Genomic DNA, 19,960 nt, shown 5'->3' on the forward strand with positions numbered 1-19,960 from the left:
TCCTTCCCTCCCTACTCCGTTCGTGGTTCGAGACGCCAAAGGCGTCTCGTCATCACGAAAGACGCACGCGTCTTTCGAACGACTTCGCTCGCGCTTGAGGAAGGGGCCTCCGCCTCGCAATTTAGGTGACTCGTCGTCGCTGCCGGTCATACAGCCGAGTACAGGCCAGCCCCGTCACCGGACTCGGTGAGCGCTCGCTCGAGAAGCGCTATCCGGCGGCGAACCGTCCTCCACGTCGAGAGGCGGTCCCAGGTCTCCTCGATGGAGTGGCCGGTCTCCGCCGAGTACGCCGTCAGCGAGACCGCATCCGGAGCAGGAGCGTCGAACTCCGCACGCAGGGCCGCCGCACGCTCGGCGTCCGTCTCCAGCAGGTCGAGAAGTGCCTCCTGTGTGTACTCTCTCCGAAGCGTCTGGACGCGTCGCCAGTCCAGATACGCCTGGTTGCGTTCGTAGGTGGCTGGTGAGTCCGTCCGCTGGATCACGATCCCGATCCGTTCGAACCACTCGAGGTACTCGCGAGCAGCATCGACACCGTGTCCGGCGAGTTCGGCCACTTCGCTCGTCGTCGCCGGACTCTCGAGTCCGAGAGCCGCGTCGAAGAAGTCGTCTCGGGTTCGGTCACCGCGGACGAGGTCCGCAGGTGCCACCAGTGTATCGAACTCCGGAACCGCTGTCCGTTCGGCGGCGTCGGCTCTCAACTCGACGGGCGGTTCGTCCATACCGGTGTTCTCGAGGTGGAGCGGAATAAATCTTCGTGATGCTGAATATTCCGTCCGAGTGTGTTCTGACGGAGAATACGCCCCCGTGGATAGATAGATGCTGCTGGCGAACACGCGAGCGGAACACCGATGGTGAGCAGACGAGCGGTGCTGAGTGGCGTAGCCCTCCCGGTTGCGGGCGCACTCGCGGGGTGTACAGAGGGTGTGGAGGTCCTCCGCCGGGGCGAGTCGGCGAATTCGACACCCGAAACGGGGCGGTGGCCGGGTGCAGGAGAACTCACGCTCGAGGTCGTCGCCGACGGCGACGAACACGTACTCGTCCAACCGACGACGAGCGAGCGCCTCTGGCTAAGCGGAGCGACACTCGAGTTCGACGGGAGGATACGCTACACGCTGGGGCGAAAGATGGACCTCGTGTTTCACAGCGCATCCGAACTGCGGGTGTATCTCGACGATCGCCCGCCGTCGCGACTGGACCTCGCCTCACCGCGGTATCGAGTCGGGGCGAGCCTCGAGGACACACTCGAGTTCGGCGAGGAGTCGGACGTCGCGCTCTACAACCAGCGCGGCGAGCGGGTTGCCGGTACGCCGGGTGCGCCAGCGAAAGGGACCGGAGCGGAAAGAAGATAGCGGGTACAGGAGGCGGCCGAACTCGAGTCACACGCCGATCCCCGTCCCGCGTCCGCCGCTGGCTCAAAAGACTTAATGGCTGTATGCGATTAGGGAGGGGTAATGGCTTTTGAGGACCTGCTCGAGGACCCGGTAATACAGAAGTACTTACACGAGCTGGTCGGACCGAAGGGGATGCCGGTCGCGGCGGCCCCGCCCGACGGCGAAGTGACGGACGAGGAACTCGCCGACTCCCTCGACCTCGAACTCAACGACGTCCGCCGGTCGCTGTTTATTCTCTACGAGAACGACCTGGCGACCTACCGACGGCTCAGAGACGAGGATTCTGGCTGGCTGACCTACCTCTGGACGTTCGAGTACGAGAACATCCCGGAGAACCTAGAGAGCGAGATGTACCGCCTCCACGAGGCGCTCGAGCGCCGCCAGGAGTACGAGCGCAACCACGAGTTCTACCTCTGTGAGATCTGTTCGATCCGCTTCGAGTTCGGCGAAGCGATGGACTTCGGCTTCGAGTGCCCCGAGTGTGGCTCGCCGATGGAGTCGATGGACAACGACATGCTCGTCTACGCGATGGAAGACCGACTGGCAGCACTCGAGGACGAACTCAACCTCGACGCGGGCGCATAATGGTCGTCCTCGCAACCAAACTGTACGTCAGCGGTTCGGCTCGGAAACGCGCACTCGACTCGCTGCGCTCGCTCGTCGGCAACGACCTCGGCGACCTCGAGGTCGAGTACGAGGTGGGGATCCGCCACGACGACTTCCCCTCGGTCACTATCGAGGGCGAGGACGCCGTCGTCGCCCGGAACGTCCTCCGCGAGGAGTGGGGCGAGGTCGTCCCCGACCTCCGTGAGGGAGAGACCTACGTCGGCACGCTCGAGTCCTGGGACGAGGAGGGGTTCGTCCTGGACGCGGGCCAGGCGGTGCGAATTCCGAGCGAGGAACTCGGACTCGGTCCCGGGACGCCCGCCCAGATTCGCGAGCGCTTCGGGCTGGTCCAGCACCTCCCGATGCGCTTCGTCTACGAGGAGGGGGCGTCGCGGCTGGCCGACGACGAGCGCGACCGCCTCTACGACTGGCGACGCGGCGACGGCCGCCTGAACGTCAACAGTGCGACGCGCGCGGAGGTGCGCTCGACGCTCAACCGTGCCGGCCACGCCCGTGACGTGGTGACGATCGAGCGACTCGGCTTGCTCGAGCAGAGCGTCATCTGCACCGAAGACACGGACCCGCCGGGGCTGCTCGCGAGCGTCGGCTCCTACCTGCCGTCCGAGCTGCGGTGTGTCGTCCCCTAGTATGAATCGCCGCCTCCTCCTCGCGACGGTGCTGGTTGCGCTGGTCGCCATCACCGCCGGGTGTGCAGGCATCTTCGGCGGCATCTCGGACGAGACGCTCGACCGGGAACAGGAGTACGACGACCTGCTCGACCGTGAGGCGGACGCCGTGATCGACGTCGAGGATGGGGAGTTTCGCGCAGTGTACGACCTGAACGACACCGACTCGTTCTCGATGTCGCGCTCTGAGATCTATCGCGAGGTGGCGATCGACATCGAGGCGGTGCGCTACTGGTACCCGAACGGGACGATGGTCACCGGCTCCGAACTCGACATCGACCAGGGGCGCTCGAGTACGGAGGTACGCCTCCCGGAGGGCAACGGGACGTTCGCCTACACCAGCAACGCGGGTAGCAAGACGTTCCACCTCCCGGCGTTCGTCTCGGGCTCGTACGAGGTGACGCTCCCCGAAGGCCACCGGAGCGACAACTTCCTCTTCGGGAGCGTCACGCCGCGTGGATACGACCGCGAGGTCGTCGACGATCGCGAGGTGTTGCGCTGGGACGACCTGAGCAGCACCATCTCGATCAGGTTCTTCCTCGAGCGCGACCTGCTGTTGTTCGCCGGGTTCGTCGCGCTCGCGGTCGTGATCGGTGGCTCGCTGCTCGGCTACTACTACCGGCAGGTGAAGCAACTCCAGGCGCGCCGAGAGGAGATGGGTCTCGACGTCGACCTCGAGGACGACGGCGATGGCGGCTCGCCACCGTTTCCCTGACACACCGTCGACGCCGACGCGGGGTACCGACCCGGGCGGTTCGCGGGGGTGTCGAGGGGGCGCGTCGGCGGGGTACGGTTGGGAGTCAATGTTTTATTGGTGGGCTGTAATACACGAACAGGACCTATGTCTCCGGATCTCCCGAAGAAACTTCTCGGAATCGACACCGACGACCCCAGCGGCGGGACTGCAGGGGGCAACGAGACGGACGAAGAGGAACTCGAGCGGTTCGTCTTCGTGCTGATCGGCGACCAGCGGCTGGCGCTGTCGGTCGACGACGTCAAGTCGATCACGCGGCCGCCGGTAGAGATCACGCGCGTGCCGAGAGCGCCCGACGCCATCGAGGGCGTCGTCGACATCCGCGGGGAGATCACGGTCGTCATCGAGCCGCGGATTCACTTCCCCGTCACGGCGGCGGCTCCGACGAACCAGCGACTGCTCGTACTGGACCGGCCGAGCGACCAGCAGCCGGCGGCGATCCGCGTCGACGACGTCCTCGGCGTCGAGACCATCCCCGTGACGAACGTGCTCGAGGAGACGGACGGCGACGATGCTGGCCCGCTCGAGCACCCGCTAGTCGTCGGTCTCGTCGAGAAAGAGACGTACGAGCGCGAGCCCGACGACGGGAGTGACGAACGCGAGCGGCTGCGGGCCCCCGACTCGTTGCTGGCCGACCTGCCGGGTGCGGAAGGACCCGCTGGGCCGTCGCCGTTGACTGCGGCGAGACAACGAACGAGCAGCGAGGAGTTCGACGTCTTCGAGGACGAAGACGAGGTGGAAGCCGACGAAACCGAGGACGAGGAGGAGGCTCCCGAGCCAACCGTCGAGACGACGCCGCTGGTCGACGTCGAACGGTTGCTCCTCGCGTCGGGTCACGTCGAGTGAGCGCAGAGAGGGGCTGAGTGGTTCTTTTTCGACGTTTATCACGTCTGATAATCGAGAGACAGCATTTATGGTATTGGTATCTCTATCGAACTGTGGTGTACAACTGAATGTCGACAGGGGTGCTCATCGTAGACGACTCACATTTTATGCGGAATCTCTTACGACAGATTCTCGAACAAGAGTACCGCATCGTTGGAGAGGCGTCGAACGGTGCCGAGGCCGTGAAGTTATACAAGGAACAGAATCCGGACATCGTCATGATGGACATCGTGATGCCGAAGTGTAACGGTATCAAGGCGACTGCAGCGATCAAGAAGCTCGATCCGCAGTCGCGCGTCATCATGTGTACGAGTGTCGGGCAACGAGAGAAGATGAAACTCGCCGTGAAAGCTGGGGCCGACGGCTACGTGACGAAGCCGTTCGAAGAACCCAGCGTACGGAAGGCTCTGGCAGACGTCGTCGCCGCGGTATGACTCAGGTACTCGTTGTCGAAGACTCGCAGTTCATGCGGACAGTCATCGACAACGCGCTCACAGATGCGGGCTACGAGGTCGCGGCGGTGGCCAGCGGTGAAGAAGCCGTCGACGCCGTCGCCGAACTCGAGCCCGCCGTAGTGACGATGGACGTCGAGATGCCCGGCATGAGCGGTATCGAAGCGGTCGAACACGTCATGGCGACGAATCCGACGCCGGTCGTGATGCTCAGTGCCTACACCGAGCGCGGGACCGACGCGACGCTCGAGGCACTGGAACGGGGGGCCGTCGACTTCATACACAAACCGGACGGGTCGGACTCGCGAAATCTCGCGCACCTCGTCGACGCGATCGTCGAAACCGTCGGTGACATCGTCGACGCCGACGTGTCGCCGCTCGCGCTCTCGCGTTCTGTGAGCGCGCCACCGTCGACGGCGAGCGAAGCGACAGCGAGTCCATCGGAGCCGATACCTGCACCGACGCCCGCGGCACCGGCCGACGCGGCGAACGAACAGCGTACAGGGCACAGCGACCGCGAGCGTGCCACCGAGGTGCGCTCGGATACGGACGACGCCGAGACGCGAGTCGACGGCGACGGACCCTACTGCGACGACCCGACGCTCGTCGTCGGTGCGTCGACCGGCGGCCCACGACTCATCGAACGTATCCTCGAGTGTTTGCCGCTCGACCTCGGCGCGAAGGTCGTGGTCGTCCAGCACATGCCCGAGGGGTTCACCGCGCGCTTCGCCGACCGACTGGACGCAGCGAGCGCCTACGAGGTCCGCGAAGCCAGAGACGGTGACCGGGTGAGAGCTGGAGAGGTCGTGGTCGCTCGCGGTGGCGTCCACCTCGCGGTCACGAACAACGTCGGCGGCTGGCTCCGGGTCAGATACGACAGCCGAGAACGGGTACACGGCGTCCGCCCATCGATCGACGTGACGATGCAGACGGCTGCCAGCCGCGTCAGCGACCCCCTCGTCGGGGTCGTCCTGACGGGGATGGGAAAAGACGGTGCTGAGGGAATTGCGGCGATCAAACGCGCCGGCGGGCGAACCATCGCCCAGGACGAAGCGACGTCCCCCGTCTTCGGCATCCCTCGACAAGCGATCGAAACCGGGTGCGTCGACGAGGTCGTCGCCGCTGACGATCTCGTCGAGCGCATCTGTGACGCCTTCAGAACTGACACGGACGGTGAGACCAATGGATGACTACTGGAGAGACTTCGTTCAGGAGAGCGAAGAACACATCACAGAGCTGAATAACTCGTTGCTGGTGCTCGAGCGCTCGCCGACGGACACCGACGCGCTGACGTCGATCTTCCGGAGTGCCCACACGCTCAAAGGAAACTGTGGCGCGATGGGCCTGACGCGCGCGAGCGACCTCGCACACGCGATCGAAGACCTCCTCGACGCCGTCCGCTCGGACGAAGTCGAGGTGACACCCGCGCTCATGGACACGATCTTCCAGGGCGTCGACGCCCTCGAGCGGGCGATCGACGAGGCGGGAGCCCACGGCGAGGTCCGAACGGACCCGAGCGAGACGATCGAAGCGCTCAGAGCGCCGCTCGAGGGGACAGACCAGACTCCCGGCATCTCGAGACCGAGCGACGACGAACTCGAGTCGACGCTCGCGGGGTTCGAACCGCCGGCGGACGACGATCACGACACGTTCTTCGTGCGCCTGCTGATCGACGAGACCGAGGGTGTGAACAACGGCCGACTGGTCGTCGACGCGCTGATCGACGCGTTCGACCTCCTCGGGACCGTGCCGTCGCGCGAGACGATCGACAACGACGCGTACGGACACACGTTCGACGCCGTCTTCGGCAGTGCCGTCGACGAGACGGCTATCGCGGCCGCGCTCGAACCGGTCGATGCCGTCGACGCGTTCGAGATCGTCACCGTCACCGACCGGGTCGAACGACTCCAGCGCGAACGGGAGGCTGTCGACGACGCGCCCGACGACGGCGCATCAGAGACGCTCTCGAGCGACGACGCCCAGGAGCTGTCGGTCGAGGAACTGCTCGACGAGTTCACGGAGTTCGACGACCTCGACGCGATGGTCGAGGAAGTCGGCGACGTCAGCGCGTTCGACGACATGGGTGAAGCGGGTTCGTTCCACGACTTACTCGAGGGCACCGACGACGACATGTCCGGGTCGGAAGCGCCCGTAGACGAGGTCACGACGGACGAAGAGCCGGTCTCGAGTGACGAACCAGCAGGCGACGACGACGATGTCGTCGACGACGCCAGCGCGGTGTTCGCGGAGCTGAAAGCCGAAGTCGAGATGGTCGGCTTCGACGAGTTGCAGGCCGAACTCGACGAACTCGAGTTCGACGAGTTCGACAGCGACGACGAGGTCGACATGGACGAACTCCTCGGTGACGACGTCGACGTCAACGACAACTCGTTTCTCGACGTGGTCTCCGAGGCGGACACAGGCGACGCCGCCCTCGAGACCGACGACCACGACGGCGGGCAGCCGGACGACGAGCCAGCCGGCGAGGAGACCGACCTCACCGTCGAGGAAACCGATGTCGACGAACCAGCCGAACCGCTCGAGACCGACGAGACCGTCAGCGACGAGGCGTTCGAAGCGCTGGCCGTCGACGAGGCGGAGGCGGCGGACGCGGACGCCGAGGTGGCCGACGCGGCCGCCGACGAGCAGGCGCTCGAGGACCTCTCGGCGCTCGACGGTGTCGACTTCGGCGACGGAGACGAACCGGACGAACCACCAACGGACGACGAGGTGGCGAGCGACGAGGTCCCAGCGGTAGACGACGAGTTCGGCGAGGTCGCCATCGACGAGACGTCGTTCGCGCCCGACCCGGTCGACGAGGAGGCGTTCGACGACTCACTCGAGATCGACGACGCGGACGCCTTCGCCTACGAAGACGACGGGTTTGGTGACGGCGAGTTCGACGACGATGAGTTTGGTGACGACGGGTTCGACGACGGTGCGGACACCTTCGCCTACGAAGACGACGAGTTCGACGATCAGGCGTTCGACGAGTACGACTTCCAGGACGACGAGACGATCGCTGCAGCGGCCGACCTCGAGTGGGAGTCGTCGGCGTCCGAGGAACTCGAAGGCTTCGACGAGGAGTCGGCAGCGAGCGACGAGGAGACCGACGAGTCGGACGACGGTCTCGAGAGCGAACACGAACTGGTCATTCCGGACATCACGGTTCCGGAGGTGCCAGCGCGTGACGAACCCGAGCAACAGGCCGACCGGATCCAGTCGGTGCGCGTCGACGTCGAGCAGATCGACACGCTACTCAACCTCGTCGAGGGTCTCGTCACGAGCCGCGTCCGCCTCCGTCACGCGATCGAACAGGGCGACGACCTCTCGACGATCGACGCCGAACTCGACGGGCTCGAGGACATCACTTCCGAGTTACAGGAGACGGTGATGGACGTCCGTCTCGTGCCGTTGCAGACGGTCGCCAACCGACTCCCGCGCGTGGTGCGCGACATCGCTCGAACCCAGGAGAAAGAGGTTGCGTTCGAACTCGTCGGCGAAGACGTCGAACTCGACCGCAGTATCCTCGACCGGATCGGCGACCCGCTGGTTCACCTGGTTCGGAACGCAGTCGACCACGGAATCGAGTCGCCAGCCGAACGCGAGGCGCTCGAGAAGCCCCGCGAGGGGTCGGTCGAACTGCGGGCCAGTCGGGACCGCGACCGGGTGACGATCGAAGTCGAAGACGACGGCCGCGGACTGGACCCGGAACAGCTCCGGTCGGCCGCCGTCGAGGCCGACATCCTCACGGAGAACGAGGTGGCCGAACTCGACGACGACGAAGCACTCGAGTTGGTCTTCCACCCGGGACTGTCGACGGCGACGGAGGTGACCGACGTCAGCGGCCGCGGTGTCGGCATGGACGTCGTCAAACGGACGGTCGACGAACTCGACGGGACGGTCACCGTCGAGAGCACACCCGACGGCGGGACGACGGTGACGATGCGCCTCCCCGTGACGGTCGCCATCGCAAACGTCCTGTTCGTCGAGTGCGGCGGCGAGGAGTTCGGTATTCCGACGAAAGTCGTCCACGACATCGAAGACGCCCACCGCGTCGAAACCGTCGACGGACGCGCCGTACTCGTCTCCACTGCGGACGAGACGGACGACGAGGAATCCGATGCGGACGACGAAGAACTCGACGTGAACGACGAGAGAGAAGACGTTCCCGTCATCGACCTCGCAGCGGCCTTAGAGACACCGGGTCCGAGTCCGAACGGCGACGGGATGGTCGTGCGCATTCGCGACGAGATCCGACCGGTCGGGCTACACTGCAACGAGGTTCGAGGCCAACAGGAGGTCGTCATCAAGCCGTTCGAAGGCTTCATGAGCAACGTCCCCGGTCTCAGCGGAGCGACCGTCAGAGGACGCGGAGAGGTAGTCAACATTCTGGATGTGAATACACTATGAACACGATCAACAACGAACACGTACGCGAGCGCGACCAGCCGAACGACCACTCTGACGCCGTCAGCACACGGAGGCGAGCGCGATGACGCTGATGGTAGACATTAGGAAGCTGAGTTTCATCAACGAGATGGCCAAAGTCGGCACGAACGGCGTCGCCGAGAACATGAGCAAGCTCACCGGTGAGGACGCACAGATGGAGGTGACGAAGACCAACTTCATCGACGTCGACGACATCAAGTCACAGCTCGAGCCCGGAAAGCGCGTCGGCGTCCGGGTGCGACTGCTCGATCCGCCACACGGCCACATCCTCATTCTCTTCCCCGAAGCGAGTGCGAAGAAGATCACCGCGCTCATGCTCAGAGACGTCGTCGACGACATGTCGAACGTCTCCGGGAAGATGGCCCGGAGCGCCGTCGAGGAGATGGGGAACATGATGGCCAGCGGCTTCATCGACGGCTGGGCCGACGTACTGGGACGGGCGATCGATATCGCCGCCCCCCAACTCGTCTACGCGCCCGCGGGCGACATCGTCGTCCGTACTGCCGGTCTCGGCGGCGACGACCTCGCGTTGTTCTTCGACTCGAGTCTGAACGTCCCGAGCTATCAGATTCAAGCCGAGATCTACGCGTTCCCGGACCTCCAGGAGTTCGTCGAGATGGTCAACGGCATCGAAGTACACCCCGCATGAGACTCGACGTCAACGCACTCGGAACGTTCTATCGAATGGCCCGCGAGGGCGCGGGACTGGCCGCAGGTCGGCTGACCCGCATGACCGGTGTCGAAACCCAGGTTGGGATAACCAAACTCAACTTCATGCGCGGCACCGAGATCCGTCGTGACTTCGGTGACGGCACCGACCGGGTCGGCGTCCGCGTCGAACTCAGCGGCGGTCTCGACGGCCACTCGGTCGTCGTCTTCGACCGGGAGAGCGCCCTCCGAATCGTCGAGACGCTCATCAACGACGCCGAGACCGACGAGTTCGACGAGATGAACCGCTCGGCCGCGACCGAGGTCGGCAACATCATGAACAACGGCTTCGTCGACGGCTGGGCCGACGTCTTAGAGACGGTCATCGACGTCTCGACGCCGGAGTTCATCGAAGGGACGACCGTCGACGCGTTCTTCGGTGACATCGACGAGGCACCGGACGACGACGACCTCGCGTTGCTCTTTCACAGCAACATCAGCGCCATCGGCACCGAGATGGACATCGGCTTCAGCCACTACCTCTTTCCCCGACGCGAGTCGATGGCCCAGCTTCTCGAACAGCTCCGGACGAACGAAGGCATCGAGTACGACAAACTCGACGGCTTCGACCGGATGGCAGAACAGGGCGCAGAGGAGGTGGCCAAAACCGCCACGACGCTCACCGGCATCGACACCTCCGTCGAGATTCGCCGCCTCAACTTCGTCTCGCTCGAGGCGATTCCCGAGGCGGTGTCGAACGAGACGCTCGTCGGCGTCGCCTTCGAGTTCGACGGCACGCCGAGTGGCTACCTGGTGTTCCTCTTCGACGAGGCCTCGGCCCACGAGATCATCGACGCCATGGTACCGATGAGTCCCGACGACGGTGACGACGAGTTCGGCGAGATGGGAAAGAGCGCCATCATGGAGCTCGGAAACATCATGGCCAGTGGCTTTCTCGACGGCTGGGCGAACGTCCTCGATACGACGATCGACCACTCGACGCCCGAGTTCATCCACGACATCGGCTCGGCGGCGATCGATCCCGTCATCATCCAACTCGGCGAGAGCCAGGACTTCGCGTTCGTCTTCGACACGGTCGTCGTCGCCGACGGACGGGAGTTCGACTGTGAAATCTACGCGATTCCCGACGAATCGGACCTCGAGCGGGCACTGAACGACCTCGACGTCGACAAGATCGACGAGACGCCGACCACCGCAGAGTTCGGCGAGATAGAGAACACATGAAGACGTACGGCACAGAACCGGGCATTCCAGACCCGGTCCAAGTCGGTATCTCCGAACTGGTCGTCACCGAAGGTGACGACACGCTCAAGTCCTACGGACTGGGGTCGTGTCTCGCCATCGCACTCTACGACCCGGATACGGAGATCGGCGGACTCGCACACATCATGTTGCCCAACGGCGACGAGATCGAAAACAGCGACGCGAAACCCGGAAAGTACGCCGACACGGCGATTCGCGCACTCTTACGGCGCATGGTCGAACGTGGCGCGAGTTACACCTCCGTCGAAGCGAAGATCACCGGCGGCAGCGACATGTTCGAGTTCGAGAGCTTCGGCGACGGCGTCGGCAAACGCAACACCGAAGCCGCAAAACGAGAACTCGAGAAACTCGGCGTCCCCATCGTCGCCGAAGACGTCGGCGGCACCGAAGGGCGAACCGTCGAGTTCACACCAGGAACCGGAACGCTCACGATCAAAAAGGCCAACACCGACGCCGGAGTAACAGAGCTGTGACCACGAGCCGTGACCGCGGCCGAAACCGGCCGTCAGCGACGAGCGAAGACGACACCTTCACCACACTTCTCGAGTACATCGAACGCGAACTCTCGTTCGCGACCAGCCACTACAACGACAGCTACCTCGACCGACGCATCACCTCACGGATGCGCCGTACCCGACTCGAGGACTACGACGCCTACCTCGAGCGGCTACAGTCGGACCCCGAAGAGCAAGCCGCGCTCCTCGACTCGATGAGCATCAACGTCACCGGCTTCTTCCGTAACCCCGACGTCTGGGACGGTATCCGTGACCTCCTGCGGACGCTCTCCGAGACCAACGACCGCATCCACGTCTGGAGCGCCGCCTGTGCGGACGGACGTGAACCCTACTCGCTCGCGATGGTCGCCCACGACGACCCCGAAATCGACGAATCGAGCGTCCACGTCATCGCCACCGACATCAGCGCCGACGCCCTCGAGACCGCACGCAACGGCTACTACCAGGGGTCACGGACGATCGACCTGGGCGAACAACTCGAGTACTTACGCGAGTACGAACGGTACGTCGAACCACAGGAAGACGGCGGCTACCTCGTCAGCGACGCGATCAAACGAAACGTCACCTTCGACCGCCACGACCTGATCAACGACGACGCCAAATCCGGGTTCGATCTCGTCATCTGTCGCAACCTCTTCATCTACATCGACAACGAGTACAAGAAGCCGATCCTCGAGACCATCGCCGACTCGTTGCGCGACGACGGCTACCTCGTCATCGGCAAGGCCGAGACGATTCCCCCGATGCTCGAGTCTTCGTTCACCGTCCTCGATGGACGGCTACGGATTTACCAGCGAGGGTAGCGACAACAGAGTAGCTGTGTTAGAGCCACCAGTGAGCCGTGGCGATCGCTCGAAACGCGTCAGTTCTGGTCGTCGCCGAAGGTGAAGACGTCCTCGACCTCTTCGATCTCGTCGTCGGTCTCCTCGGGAGGGATTTCGAACTCGATCTTATCGAACGCCTGGTCGAACGCCTCGTCGAACTCCTCGTCGGCTAACGCTTCGTCCTCCAGCGACGCGTCCGCTGCGTCTCCGGACTCGTCTGCTGGGTCGTCGACCGGTTCGTCGACGCCTTCGAGGTCCCAGGCAGTCTCCTCGAGGAACGAGTCGATACCCTCGTCGACCGCCTCGTCCTCCCAGGCGTCGGTCTCGTCTTCGAGGGCCTCCTCGAGTGCGGCCGCGTCGACGTCCTCGTCGATCCCACCGAGAGCGATCGGTTCGTCCGGCGGTGCGCCAGCGTCCGTCTCGGTCTCCGCTGACGGGTCGTCGTCGGACGGCTCGTCCGAGATCGGCGGCGCGAGGTCGGTCCCGTCCTCCAGATCGGTGGGTGTCTCGAGGTCGACACCGTCATCGGGCGTGGTTTCCGCCGGGTCGGCGTCGTCAGCCGGGTCGGCTTCGGTGTCTACAGCAGCCGCCGGGTCGGCTTCGGCGTCGACGTCGTCGGCCGCGGGTGCAGGCTCTGCCTCCGTCGCGGAATCGTCGAGAGACGGCGAGTCGCTCGCCAGACTCACGTCGGTCGATCCCTGTGCGGTCGGCTCCTCGTCGCCTGCGTCCGATTCCGTCTCGTCGTCCAGCGGGACGGCAGCGTGCTCGGTGGTCGTCTCCTCAACACTGGAAGCGTCCGCGGCAGTGTCGTCCTCGGTATCGGCCGTCTCGAGATCGGAGTCCTCGACCGTACCTGTCTCCTCCTCGTCCGTCACCGAGGACTCCTCCCACGCGTCGGTCACGTCGTCGTCCGCCTCGAGGTCGAAGTCGAACGACGGCGCCGACTCCGTGGCCGTCTCTTCGATGTCGGTCCCGAACGCGAAGTCGGCACCCGTGTCAGTGTCGATGTCGGTGTCGCTCGTCTCCTCCGGCGTCGACTCGAACGTGAGGACGTCCCGGTCGTCGGTGTCGTCCTCGAAGGCGAAGTGCGTATCGACGTCGGCGTCGGTCTCGAAGCGCTCGAGTGCCTCGGAGAGCGACGTCGCCTGTCTCGAGAGGTCGTTCGCACTCCGGGAGACCTCGAGCAGCGAGGCGGTCCCCTCCTCGGCGGCGGCCGCGACGGCGCGACTCTCCGTGCTGGTCCGTTCTGCGATCGTCGCCGCCTCGTCGACCATCGAGACGACCTCTTCGGTCGAGGCCGCCTGCTCTTCGCTGGCTGCGGAGATGTCCTGTACCCCGCTGTTGGTCCGTTCCGCGTAGGCTGCAATCTCGTCGAGTGCCTCGACGGCACGCTCGACCGAGTCCGTGTGTTCGGAGACCCGTGCCGAGGTCGTCTGCACCTCGGTCGCCGTCCGCTCGGTCTGGGCTTTGATCTGCTCGAGGCGGGCCTCGATGTCTTCGGCAGCCTGTTTGGTCTCTTCGGAGAGTTCCTTGACCTCCCCGGCGACGACCGAGAAGCCCTCGCCCGAGGTGCCAGAGCGCGCAGCCTCGATGTTGGCGTTCAACGCGAGCATGTTGGTCTGCTCTGCGATCTCGGTAATGAACTCGGTCAGTTCGTCGATCTGTTGCATCTCGGCTTCGAGACGAGCGATTTCTGCGACCGCAGTCTCGGAGTCGGCTTCGACCTCCGACATGCCGTCGATCGCGTCCTGTGCCGCATCACGCCCGCGCTTGCCGGCGTCTGCGGTCTGTTCGGCGATGTCTGCGACCTCGTTCGAGGAGGCTGCGATCTCTTCGATGGTCGTCGAGAGACCGTTCATCTCGTAGTTCACCGACTCGAGGTTCGCGTGCTGGCGGTCGGCCTCCGCCGAGATGTCACGGACCGACTCGGCGACCGACGCGGAGGTGTCCTGCGCCTCCTCGGCGCTCGCGGTCACCTCCCTCGAGGCGGTCCCGACTTCGTTCGAGAACACGGTGAGTTGCTCGGTCGTCTCTTCGATTTCCGCGAGCATCTCGTTGAACTCCTCGGCGAAACCGACGAGCGCCTCGTCGTCCGTCGCCGGGTCCATCCGCACGGTGAAGTCGCCGTCGGCGCAGGCCCGGACGACGCGGCGGTAGTCCTCGACGGTCTCTGCGACGGTCTCGGTCTCGCGGACGGCGTCAGCGCGGGCGCGTTCTGCCTCCGTCCGCGCATCAGTCGCACGCTCGAGTTGCGTACCGACGCTCTCGCGCATCGCATCGACGCGGTCGTAGAGCGTGCCGACTCCGTCGACGCGGCCGGTCTCGATCGGTCCGTCGAAGTCACCCTCCTCGAGTCGCGCCGTCTGCTCAGAGAGGTCACGGAGTGACCGGGAGGTGTTTCTCGCGAGCAGGCCGCCGACGAGCGCGACGATCAGGAGCGTCCCCCACAGGGCGTAGATGCCGTAGGTGTACGACACCCCCTGGTGCTCGAGGGCGACGAACGTGATCGCAATGGCAGACAAACCGAGAACGAGCAACGCCAGCGTGAATTTCAACGCGTAGCGTTGTCGGATAAATTTTGGTATCACTCGACGAACCGGGCCTAACATACCTCAGACACACTCACCGCCGACAATAAAACCTCACCTGCAGTTATCACTGTTGAGAACACTTCGATTCGGTGGACCGTCGGCCAGCACCGATCGATACATGTCACCGCCGCGAGTAGGTGGCTGACGATGACTCCCACAGGCGTCACCGCGTTCTGTGACCGTGCGCGGGCGCTCGTCGACGCCGCCCCACCACGGACGCGGGCGGAGACGCAACGCTGGCTCGTCGAACCGTTGCTCACGACGCTCGGGTGGGAGACCGACACCACCGCGTGCGTCCGCGACGGACCGCTCCCCGGCCGCGACAGCGAGAGCGAGAGAGAGCACCGCCTCGAGTACCGCTTTTCGGTCGAGGGCATCCCGGCGCTGTTCGTCGCCGTCGAGGCCTTCGACACCGGGCTCGAGGACGGGCGCGAACGCCGCCTCAGCGCGGCGATGGCAGCCACCGGCGTCGACCGGGCGATCTACACCGACGGACGGACGATCCGACTGCTCGCCGGTGCCGACGGCACCGACCGCTTTACCACCTCGCTCGAGTCGCTCGAGGAGGCCACCTCGAACCTCGAGTTCGTCTCACGGCCCCACCTCGAACGGCGACTCGGCCACCACTCGCGCGCGCTCGCCCGCCGCCGCCTCGCCGTCGAGCGAGCCGCTATCGAAGCGACGATCACCGAGACGCTCACGGTGCGGACGGGAACCGCCTACCGGGGCGAACTCGAGCGGGCGAGTCGGCGCTTTCTCGACGAGGTGCTCGATACCTTCGGAGGCGACGGCCAGCGCGAGCGCGAACGCTTCGAGACGGCCCCCGCCGAGACGGACGGGCCAACTCGAGAGGCCACGACACCGGCGCGAGCCGACTCGAGCGAGCCCACGACACCGGCGCGAGCCGACTCGAGCGAGCCCACGTCCTCGGTGGCCACCAGCGAGTCGGATACTCGAGCACGGACGAGTGAGACGGCGAGCGAGGACGGCCGAGCGCCAGGAAGGGGAACTGGCGAGGGGGAGACGGCCAGCACGGACTCGAGCGTCCGCGATAGCTCGGGCGAGGGTGGCAAAGACGGCGATAGCTCGGGCGAGGGTGGCAAAGACGGCGACGGAGAGTACGTCGTCAGATTCTTCAACGAGCGGGGCTCGATCGGCGCGGTCGGCCACGCGACCTCGGCGGGGGCGCTGGTCTCTGCCACCGAGTACCTCTTCGAGCGCGGCCTCAGCGGAGTCCGTCTCCCCTGGGCACCTGAGGACGGCCACACCGTCTTACACACCGAAGCGGTCCGCGCCGACGGCACGCCGATGGACGAGCCCGCCACCCTCGAGAACGGAACCATCCTCGAGACCGGCGGCACACCAGCCCAGCACCGCGCGCGACTCGAGGCGCTGGTCGAACGCGCTGGCCTGCGCGCGATGTTCACCGGCGACTGGCCCGACTGACCGGCCACCGGCCGGCCCCCTCAGAGTTCGACATCGACGGTCACGATCCGAACCGTCACCGTATCGACCTCACACACACCGTCCTCCCAGCCGTTTCGCTCGAGGACGTGCGCCTCCCAGCCGGTCTCGAACGCCGAATCAGAGACGGTGATATTGACCTCACCGGCATCCGTGTAGCGTGCCGTCTGCACGTCGGTCTGTACGACGGAGAGTTCGACGCCGCCCGCCCCGGCGATCGAGCGCGCTTCGGCCTCGCTGTCGATCTCGAGAACGGAGATCAGCGCCGTCTCCCGGTCGGGTGAACAGACGAGGTGGGGGCGCTCGATGACGGCGCTCTGGGTCGGCTCGCCGTCGACACCACGGAAGACGCCGCCCGCCTCCATCGCGATGACGCTCGAGCCACGCTGGTAGGTGATCGAGCCGGTTTCGACCGTGTGCTCGAGCGACCCGTTGACCGAGATCTCGAGCGTCGTCCCGTTCTCGTCTACGGCGACACGGCCGTCACGGAGGGCGAGTTCGCCCGAGCGCTCTTCGATCGCGCCGTGGCGGACGACGTCGTTGAAGTTCTCAGAGAGGGCGCTCATCGCGCGCTCGGCGTTTCGGAGCTGTTCACCCTCCTGGTAGTCTCCCATCGACTGGAAGCCAACCGTATAGAGGATGCCGACGGAGCCGATGATGATCGCGAAGACGAGGATGAACGCGATCACCTCGCTGACCCCGCGGTCCGTCCGCCCGCTCGAGGGACCTACCCGAAGCGTCCGCGGCGCGCTATCGGAGTCACGTCGCGCCATCAGTGACCACTCTCCATGGTGATCTCGGAACCGTCAGAGCGGAACGTGATCGGCCCGCCACGGGCGCTCGCGTCGGTGTCGAGGTCGGCATCGACTGCCACCGGCACCTGAACCTCGACATCCTCACCACTCGACTCGAGGAGCAGACAGTGCTCAGACTGGTTCACCAGCGGTGAGGTGCAGTCGTCGTCGTCACCGACATCGATCGAGTAGCCCGACCCCGACACCGACCGCGGGTGGCTCACCCGGAGAACTACGTCGTCAGAGCCATCCGAGAGGCGGTCGACACTCGAGAGTTCACCCGAGAGGCGCTCACCGATCGTCGTCAGCGAACTCTCGGCACCGCGTTCTTTCTCGCCGTCGATGAGCGTCCCCGCGCCGATCATCAGCCCCGTGATCAACACCGCCGTGATCGCGATCGTGAGCACGTGCGTGACGGCGATCGAGACCGCCCGGTCGTCGCGACCGAATCGCGAGCGCATCATGGCCGATCACCGTAGACCTCGATCGGCAGGGAGCGCTCGTAGGAGAGGTCACTCGAGTCGGAGGTGTACTCGAGCTCGAGTGCCCAGGCGACCTCTCGACCGTCGTGTGACGGAATAATACCAGGCTCACCGCCTGCGACGACTACTTCGTACGATCCGTAGAGATCACCAATTGAGATCGCCGGGTCCTCGAACTGGAGGGAATCGTACGATCCCTGAACGGCTGAAGCAACGTCCAGACAGTCGCTCGAATCGTACTCGCCGTTCGCTTCCCCTCGCAATACGTCGATCGTTACCGACTCACTCGACTGAGGAGTGATTTCACACTGCGGACCACCGACCACCTCGACGGTAACGGTGTCGCTAGCCGAAACCCGAGTGAACCAGACCGTCGTGTCGTCGCTGAGGTTCAGTTCCAGTCGACCGTTTGAATCAGACTGGTCGAGGTCGATCGTTACTAACAGCTGTCCAAATTCTCGTGGTAAAGTGCTATCGAATACCTCTCCCTCGTCGTTCAGCGGACTCGAAGGTTCCTCTTGGAAGAGCACTCCGGGCTCCTCGTCGACCATCTCGGCACTGATCGCCACCGGTCGGGACTCCCCGCTCGAGCGTTCGTACAACTCGAGGAAGGCCGCGACCTCTGCGTCGACGTCGCCGCCGTTGCGGTTGGTCTCCTGGACCAGACCGCGCAGGTTACGCTCGAGTTCGAGTTCGGTCTGGTGGGCGTCGCCCGTCTGTTCGATGGAGGTGCTCGAGGAGATGGTCTGGGTGTAGAGGACGCTGTTGAGGACGACCACGACCCCGAGGATGATGAAGGCGACCGCGATAGCCGCGATGAGGACGAGCTGGGCGCGCTCGCGGCGGGTCGCGTCGGGCCTGGCCGGCGCGAGCGAGGGGACGCTCACCATACGATCACCCGCACTTCGACGAGGTTGTAGAGGTCGCGATCGTCATCGACGTTCGGGATCGGGTACTCCCCCTCGGCGTCGGCGAGCGTCCGGTCGTCGTCGGGAGCGGTCAGCTGCTGGCCGTCGTAGAGAGCGACCGTCTGGCTGCCGGTGAAGGCGTTCGGACTCGGCCGGCCCTGGTAGACGAGGTAGAACGAACTCGAGTCGTCCCCGTCGTCGGTCCGGTAGACGAGTTCGACGTTGTAGTTTCGCCCGCTCTCCTCGAAGCGTTCGTCGAGGAGCGTCCCGAAGGCCGTCGCCATCGCCGCCTCGTCTGCGAACTGACCGGAGGTGTAGTTCCCCCGCTGGGTCGGCGGGACGGTCGCATTGTGGTAGCCGCCGTCGCCGTCGAGACCGCCATCTGCACTCCAGTAGCGGATCAGGTGCGACAGCTGGCCGTCGTTCTCGGCGACGACGAGCGCGTCAGAGACCTCCTGTTGAAGCTGTGCCTGGACCGTCCGGTCGACGGCACCGCCGGTCGTCGGCGTGATGACGATCGATTGGATGGCGAAGAGGACCGCCGTCAGGACGATGATCGCGCCGACGAATCCCTCGAGCGTGTACGCCTGAGCGCGCTCGTGGCCGTCGTAGCCGGTCGATCGGTTCGGTTTTCGGTTGGAGTCAGGTCGTTGCATCTGTTACCACACCCGTACCACGAGTCGACACGATGGCTCACAGACGTCGTGGATCGGTTCTCCATCGAGCGAGAGGTCGCTCCCGTCGACATCGCGCATATCGACGGTGACGATGCGTGCCGAACTGGCCGCGTCCTGTCCGGTGTAGGGATCGCCGCCGGCGACGATTCGCCGGTCGTCGCGTGAGAGCGACTGGTTGACCCGCTCGAGTGAGACGTTCAGCCGGTCGACCGCGACCGAGTCAGTCGCCCGGAGACCGAGGTCCCCGGCGAGGTCGAAGCTGTCGTTTTCGGTGAGGTCGACCAGCGCGCTGCCGTTGACGTGGTTGGGCCGCGCCGGGTTCTCCGCGAGGTCGTCGACGAGCGTTGCCGCGATGCGATCGGCCTGTGCGGACTCCCCGCCGCCGTAAGCCGAGGCGTACGGCGTGATGAGCGAGGGGACGTACGAGAAGACGAACGCGATGGCGAGTAAGAAGACGCCGATGCCGACGACGAAGTCCTGCGTCGTCTGCCCGCGCCCGCGAAGCGAGATCGAAACCGTCCGTTTGCGAGGGCGTTCGCGCGTCATC

Annotated in this window: 20 protein-coding genes; 13 read left to right on the plus strand and 7 right to left on the minus strand. The window is 65.1% G+C overall.

What is annotated here, in order from left to right; genetic code table 11:
• Positions 1 to 146: 146 nt before the first annotated feature.
• On the minus strand, positions 147 to 719 hold the full coding sequence (locus tag N0B15_RS00840; RefSeq protein WP_263005101.1) for a DUF7342 family protein: 573 nt from the start codon (positions 717 to 719) through the stop codon (positions 147 to 149).
• Positions 720 to 866: 147 nt separating this feature from the next.
• Here N0B15_RS00840 and N0B15_RS00845 point away from each other — a divergent pair, with 147 nt between their 5' ends.
• The 12 genes from N0B15_RS00845 to N0B15_RS00900 all read left to right on the plus strand — a co-directional run bounded on the left by N0B15_RS00845 (position 867) and on the right by N0B15_RS00900 (position 12,476).
• A complete protein-coding gene (locus N0B15_RS00845; RefSeq protein ID WP_263005103.1) occupies positions 867 to 1,349 on the plus strand; it encodes a hypothetical protein in 483 nt (160 codons plus the stop codon).
• A gap of 102 nt (positions 1,350 to 1,451) precedes the next feature.
• Positions 1,452 to 1,976, plus strand: a complete 525-nt coding sequence (locus N0B15_RS00850; protein WP_263005105.1) for a transcription factor — start codon at positions 1,452 to 1,454, stop codon at positions 1,974 to 1,976.
• The gene (locus tag N0B15_RS00855) at positions 1,976 to 2,644 is read left to right on the plus strand and encodes a DUF2110 family protein (protein WP_263005106.1); all 669 of its coding nucleotides are present in this window, start codon (positions 1,976 to 1,978) and stop codon (positions 2,642 to 2,644) included. Before N0B15_RS00850 ends, N0B15_RS00855 begins: the two co-directional genes overlap by 1 nt.
• A 1-nt stretch (position 2,645) precedes the next feature.
• Positions 2,646 to 3,398: a DUF5803 family protein gene (locus N0B15_RS00860; RefSeq protein WP_263005107.1), complete on the plus strand. Its 753-nt coding sequence runs from the start codon at positions 2,646 to 2,648 to the stop codon at positions 3,396 to 3,398.
• Positions 3,399 to 3,524: 126 nt separating this feature from the next.
• Positions 3,525 to 4,283: a chemotaxis protein CheW gene (locus tag N0B15_RS00865; protein WP_263005109.1), complete on the plus strand. Its 759-nt coding sequence runs from the start codon at positions 3,525 to 3,527 to the stop codon at positions 4,281 to 4,283.
• A gap of 107 nt (positions 4,284 to 4,390) precedes the next feature.
• Positions 4,391 to 4,756 carry a chemotaxis protein CheY gene (cheY, locus tag N0B15_RS00870; RefSeq protein ID WP_263005110.1) on the plus strand — a complete coding sequence of 122 codons (366 nt, stop codon included), beginning with the start codon at positions 4,391 to 4,393 and terminating at the stop codon, positions 4,754 to 4,756.
• Positions 4,753 to 5,964 (plus strand): chemotaxis-specific protein-glutamate methyltransferase CheB, encoded by a 1,212-nt coding sequence (cheB, locus tag N0B15_RS00875; RefSeq protein ID WP_263005111.1) that lies wholly within the window; start codon positions 4,753 to 4,755, stop codon positions 5,962 to 5,964. The genes cheY and cheB overlap by 4 nt, the downstream gene beginning before the upstream one ends.
• Positions 5,957 to 9,187 carry an ATP-binding protein gene (locus N0B15_RS00880; RefSeq protein ID WP_263005112.1) on the plus strand — a complete coding sequence of 1,077 codons (3,231 nt, stop codon included), beginning with the start codon at positions 5,957 to 5,959 and terminating at the stop codon, positions 9,185 to 9,187. The genes cheB and N0B15_RS00880 overlap by 8 nt, the downstream gene beginning before the upstream one ends.
• Positions 9,188 to 9,269: 82 nt before the next feature.
• The gene (locus tag N0B15_RS00885) at positions 9,270 to 9,875 is read left to right on the plus strand and encodes a chemotaxis protein CheC (protein WP_263005113.1); all 606 of its coding nucleotides are present in this window, start codon (positions 9,270 to 9,272) and stop codon (positions 9,873 to 9,875) included.
• Complete coding sequence (locus tag N0B15_RS00890; protein ID WP_263005114.1) at positions 9,872 to 11,119, plus strand: chemotaxis protein CheC; 1,248 nt, start codon at positions 9,872 to 9,874, stop codon at positions 11,117 to 11,119. The genes N0B15_RS00885 and N0B15_RS00890 overlap by 4 nt, the downstream gene beginning before the upstream one ends.
• A complete protein-coding gene (locus N0B15_RS00895) occupies positions 11,116 to 11,631 on the plus strand; it encodes a chemotaxis protein CheD (protein WP_263005115.1) in 516 nt (171 codons plus the stop codon). Before N0B15_RS00890 ends, N0B15_RS00895 begins: the two co-directional genes overlap by 4 nt.
• A complete protein-coding gene (locus N0B15_RS00900; protein ID WP_263005116.1) occupies positions 11,628 to 12,476 on the plus strand; it encodes a CheR family methyltransferase in 849 nt (282 codons plus the stop codon). Before N0B15_RS00895 ends, N0B15_RS00900 begins: the two co-directional genes overlap by 4 nt.
• A gap of 59 nt (positions 12,477 to 12,535) precedes the next feature.
• Here the strand turns inward: N0B15_RS00900 and N0B15_RS00905 are convergent, their stop codons facing one another.
• The gene (locus tag N0B15_RS00905) at positions 12,536 to 15,019 is read right to left on the minus strand and encodes a methyl-accepting chemotaxis protein (protein ID WP_263005117.1); all 2,484 of its coding nucleotides are present in this window, start codon (positions 15,017 to 15,019) and stop codon (positions 12,536 to 12,538) included.
• Positions 15,020 to 15,235: 216 nt separating this feature from the next.
• Between N0B15_RS00905 and N0B15_RS00910 the strand changes: the two genes are divergently transcribed.
• Positions 15,236 to 16,534: a hypothetical protein gene (locus tag N0B15_RS00910; RefSeq protein ID WP_263005118.1), complete on the plus strand. Its 1,299-nt coding sequence runs from the start codon at positions 15,236 to 15,238 to the stop codon at positions 16,532 to 16,534.
• Between the two features lie 20 nt (positions 16,535 to 16,554).
• Here N0B15_RS00910 and N0B15_RS00915 read toward each other — a convergent pair whose 3' ends face one another.
• The 5 genes from N0B15_RS00915 to N0B15_RS00935 are packed head-to-tail and all read right to left on the minus strand — an operon-like array spanning position 16,555 to position 19,959.
• Complete coding sequence (locus N0B15_RS00915) at positions 16,555 to 17,325, minus strand: DUF7289 family protein (protein WP_263005119.1); 771 nt, start codon at positions 17,323 to 17,325, stop codon at positions 16,555 to 16,557.
• The gene (locus tag N0B15_RS00920; protein ID WP_263005120.1) at positions 17,325 to 17,810 is read right to left on the minus strand and encodes a DUF7266 family protein; all 486 of its coding nucleotides are present in this window, start codon (positions 17,808 to 17,810) and stop codon (positions 17,325 to 17,327) included. The genes N0B15_RS00915 and N0B15_RS00920 overlap by 1 nt, the downstream gene beginning before the upstream one ends.
• Positions 17,807 to 18,718, minus strand: a complete 912-nt coding sequence (locus tag N0B15_RS00925) for a DUF7261 family protein (RefSeq protein ID WP_263005121.1) — start codon at positions 18,716 to 18,718, stop codon at positions 17,807 to 17,809. The genes N0B15_RS00920 and N0B15_RS00925 overlap by 4 nt, the downstream gene beginning before the upstream one ends.
• Complete coding sequence (locus N0B15_RS00930) at positions 18,712 to 19,392, minus strand: DUF7288 family protein (protein WP_263005122.1); 681 nt, start codon at positions 19,390 to 19,392, stop codon at positions 18,712 to 18,714. The genes N0B15_RS00925 and N0B15_RS00930 overlap by 7 nt, the downstream gene beginning before the upstream one ends.
• 3 nt (positions 19,393 to 19,395) lie before the next feature.
• Positions 19,396 to 19,959 (minus strand): DUF7287 family protein, encoded by a 564-nt coding sequence (locus N0B15_RS00935; RefSeq protein WP_263005123.1) that lies wholly within the window; start codon positions 19,957 to 19,959, stop codon positions 19,396 to 19,398.
• Position 19,960 lies beyond the last annotated feature (1 nt).

It is taken from the genome of Natronobiforma cellulositropha, from assembly GCF_025629245.1.
GTDB lineage: Archaea > Halobacteriota > Halobacteria > Halobacteriales > Natrialbaceae > Natronobiforma > Natronobiforma cellulositropha.

What these genes read in the sequence shown, in the direction of transcription:
- N0B15_RS00855 (WP_263005106.1), top strand. Translation starts at nt 1,976, where the DNA reads ATGGTCGTCCTCGCAACCAAACTGTACGTCAGCGGTTCGGCTCGGAAA.
- N0B15_RS00925 (WP_263005121.1), bottom strand. Translation starts at nt 18,718, where the DNA reads ATGGTGAGCGTCCCCTCGCTCGCGCCGGCCAGGCCCGACGCGACCCGC.
- N0B15_RS00865 (WP_263005109.1), top strand. Translation starts at nt 3,525, where the DNA reads ATGTCTCCGGATCTCCCGAAGAAACTTCTCGGAATCGACACCGACGAC.
- N0B15_RS00915 (WP_263005119.1), bottom strand. Translation starts at nt 17,325, where the DNA reads ATGGCGCGACGTGACTCCGATAGCGCGCCGCGGACGCTTCGGGTAGGT.
- N0B15_RS00895 (WP_263005115.1), top strand. Translation starts at nt 11,116, where the DNA reads ATGAAGACGTACGGCACAGAACCGGGCATTCCAGACCCGGTCCAAGTC.
- N0B15_RS00880 (WP_263005112.1), top strand. Translation starts at nt 5,957, where the DNA reads ATGGATGACTACTGGAGAGACTTCGTTCAGGAGAGCGAAGAACACATC.
- N0B15_RS00840 (WP_263005101.1), bottom strand. Translation starts at nt 719, where the DNA reads ATGGACGAACCGCCCGTCGAGTTGAGAGCCGACGCCGCCGAACGGACA.
- N0B15_RS00885 (WP_263005113.1), top strand. Translation starts at nt 9,270, where the DNA reads ATGACGCTGATGGTAGACATTAGGAAGCTGAGTTTCATCAACGAGATG.
- N0B15_RS00935 (WP_263005123.1), bottom strand. Translation starts at nt 19,959, where the DNA reads ATGACGCGCGAACGCCCTCGCAAACGGACGGTTTCGATCTCGCTTCGC.
- N0B15_RS00850 (WP_263005105.1), top strand. Translation starts at nt 1,452, where the DNA reads ATGGCTTTTGAGGACCTGCTCGAGGACCCGGTAATACAGAAGTACTTA.
- N0B15_RS00920 (WP_263005120.1), bottom strand. Translation starts at nt 17,810, where the DNA reads ATGATGCGCTCGCGATTCGGTCGCGACGACCGGGCGGTCTCGATCGCC.
- N0B15_RS00860 (WP_263005107.1), top strand. Translation starts at nt 2,646, where the DNA reads ATGAATCGCCGCCTCCTCCTCGCGACGGTGCTGGTTGCGCTGGTCGCC.
- cheY (WP_263005110.1), top strand. Translation starts at nt 4,391, where the DNA reads ATGTCGACAGGGGTGCTCATCGTAGACGACTCACATTTTATGCGGAAT.
- N0B15_RS00890 (WP_263005114.1), top strand. Translation starts at nt 9,872, where the DNA reads ATGAGACTCGACGTCAACGCACTCGGAACGTTCTATCGAATGGCCCGC.
- N0B15_RS00930 (WP_263005122.1), bottom strand. Translation starts at nt 19,392, where the DNA reads ATGCAACGACCTGACTCCAACCGAAAACCGAACCGATCGACCGGCTAC.
- cheB (WP_263005111.1), top strand. Translation starts at nt 4,753, where the DNA reads ATGACTCAGGTACTCGTTGTCGAAGACTCGCAGTTCATGCGGACAGTC.
- N0B15_RS00910 (WP_263005118.1), top strand. Translation starts at nt 15,236, where the DNA reads ATGACTCCCACAGGCGTCACCGCGTTCTGTGACCGTGCGCGGGCGCTC.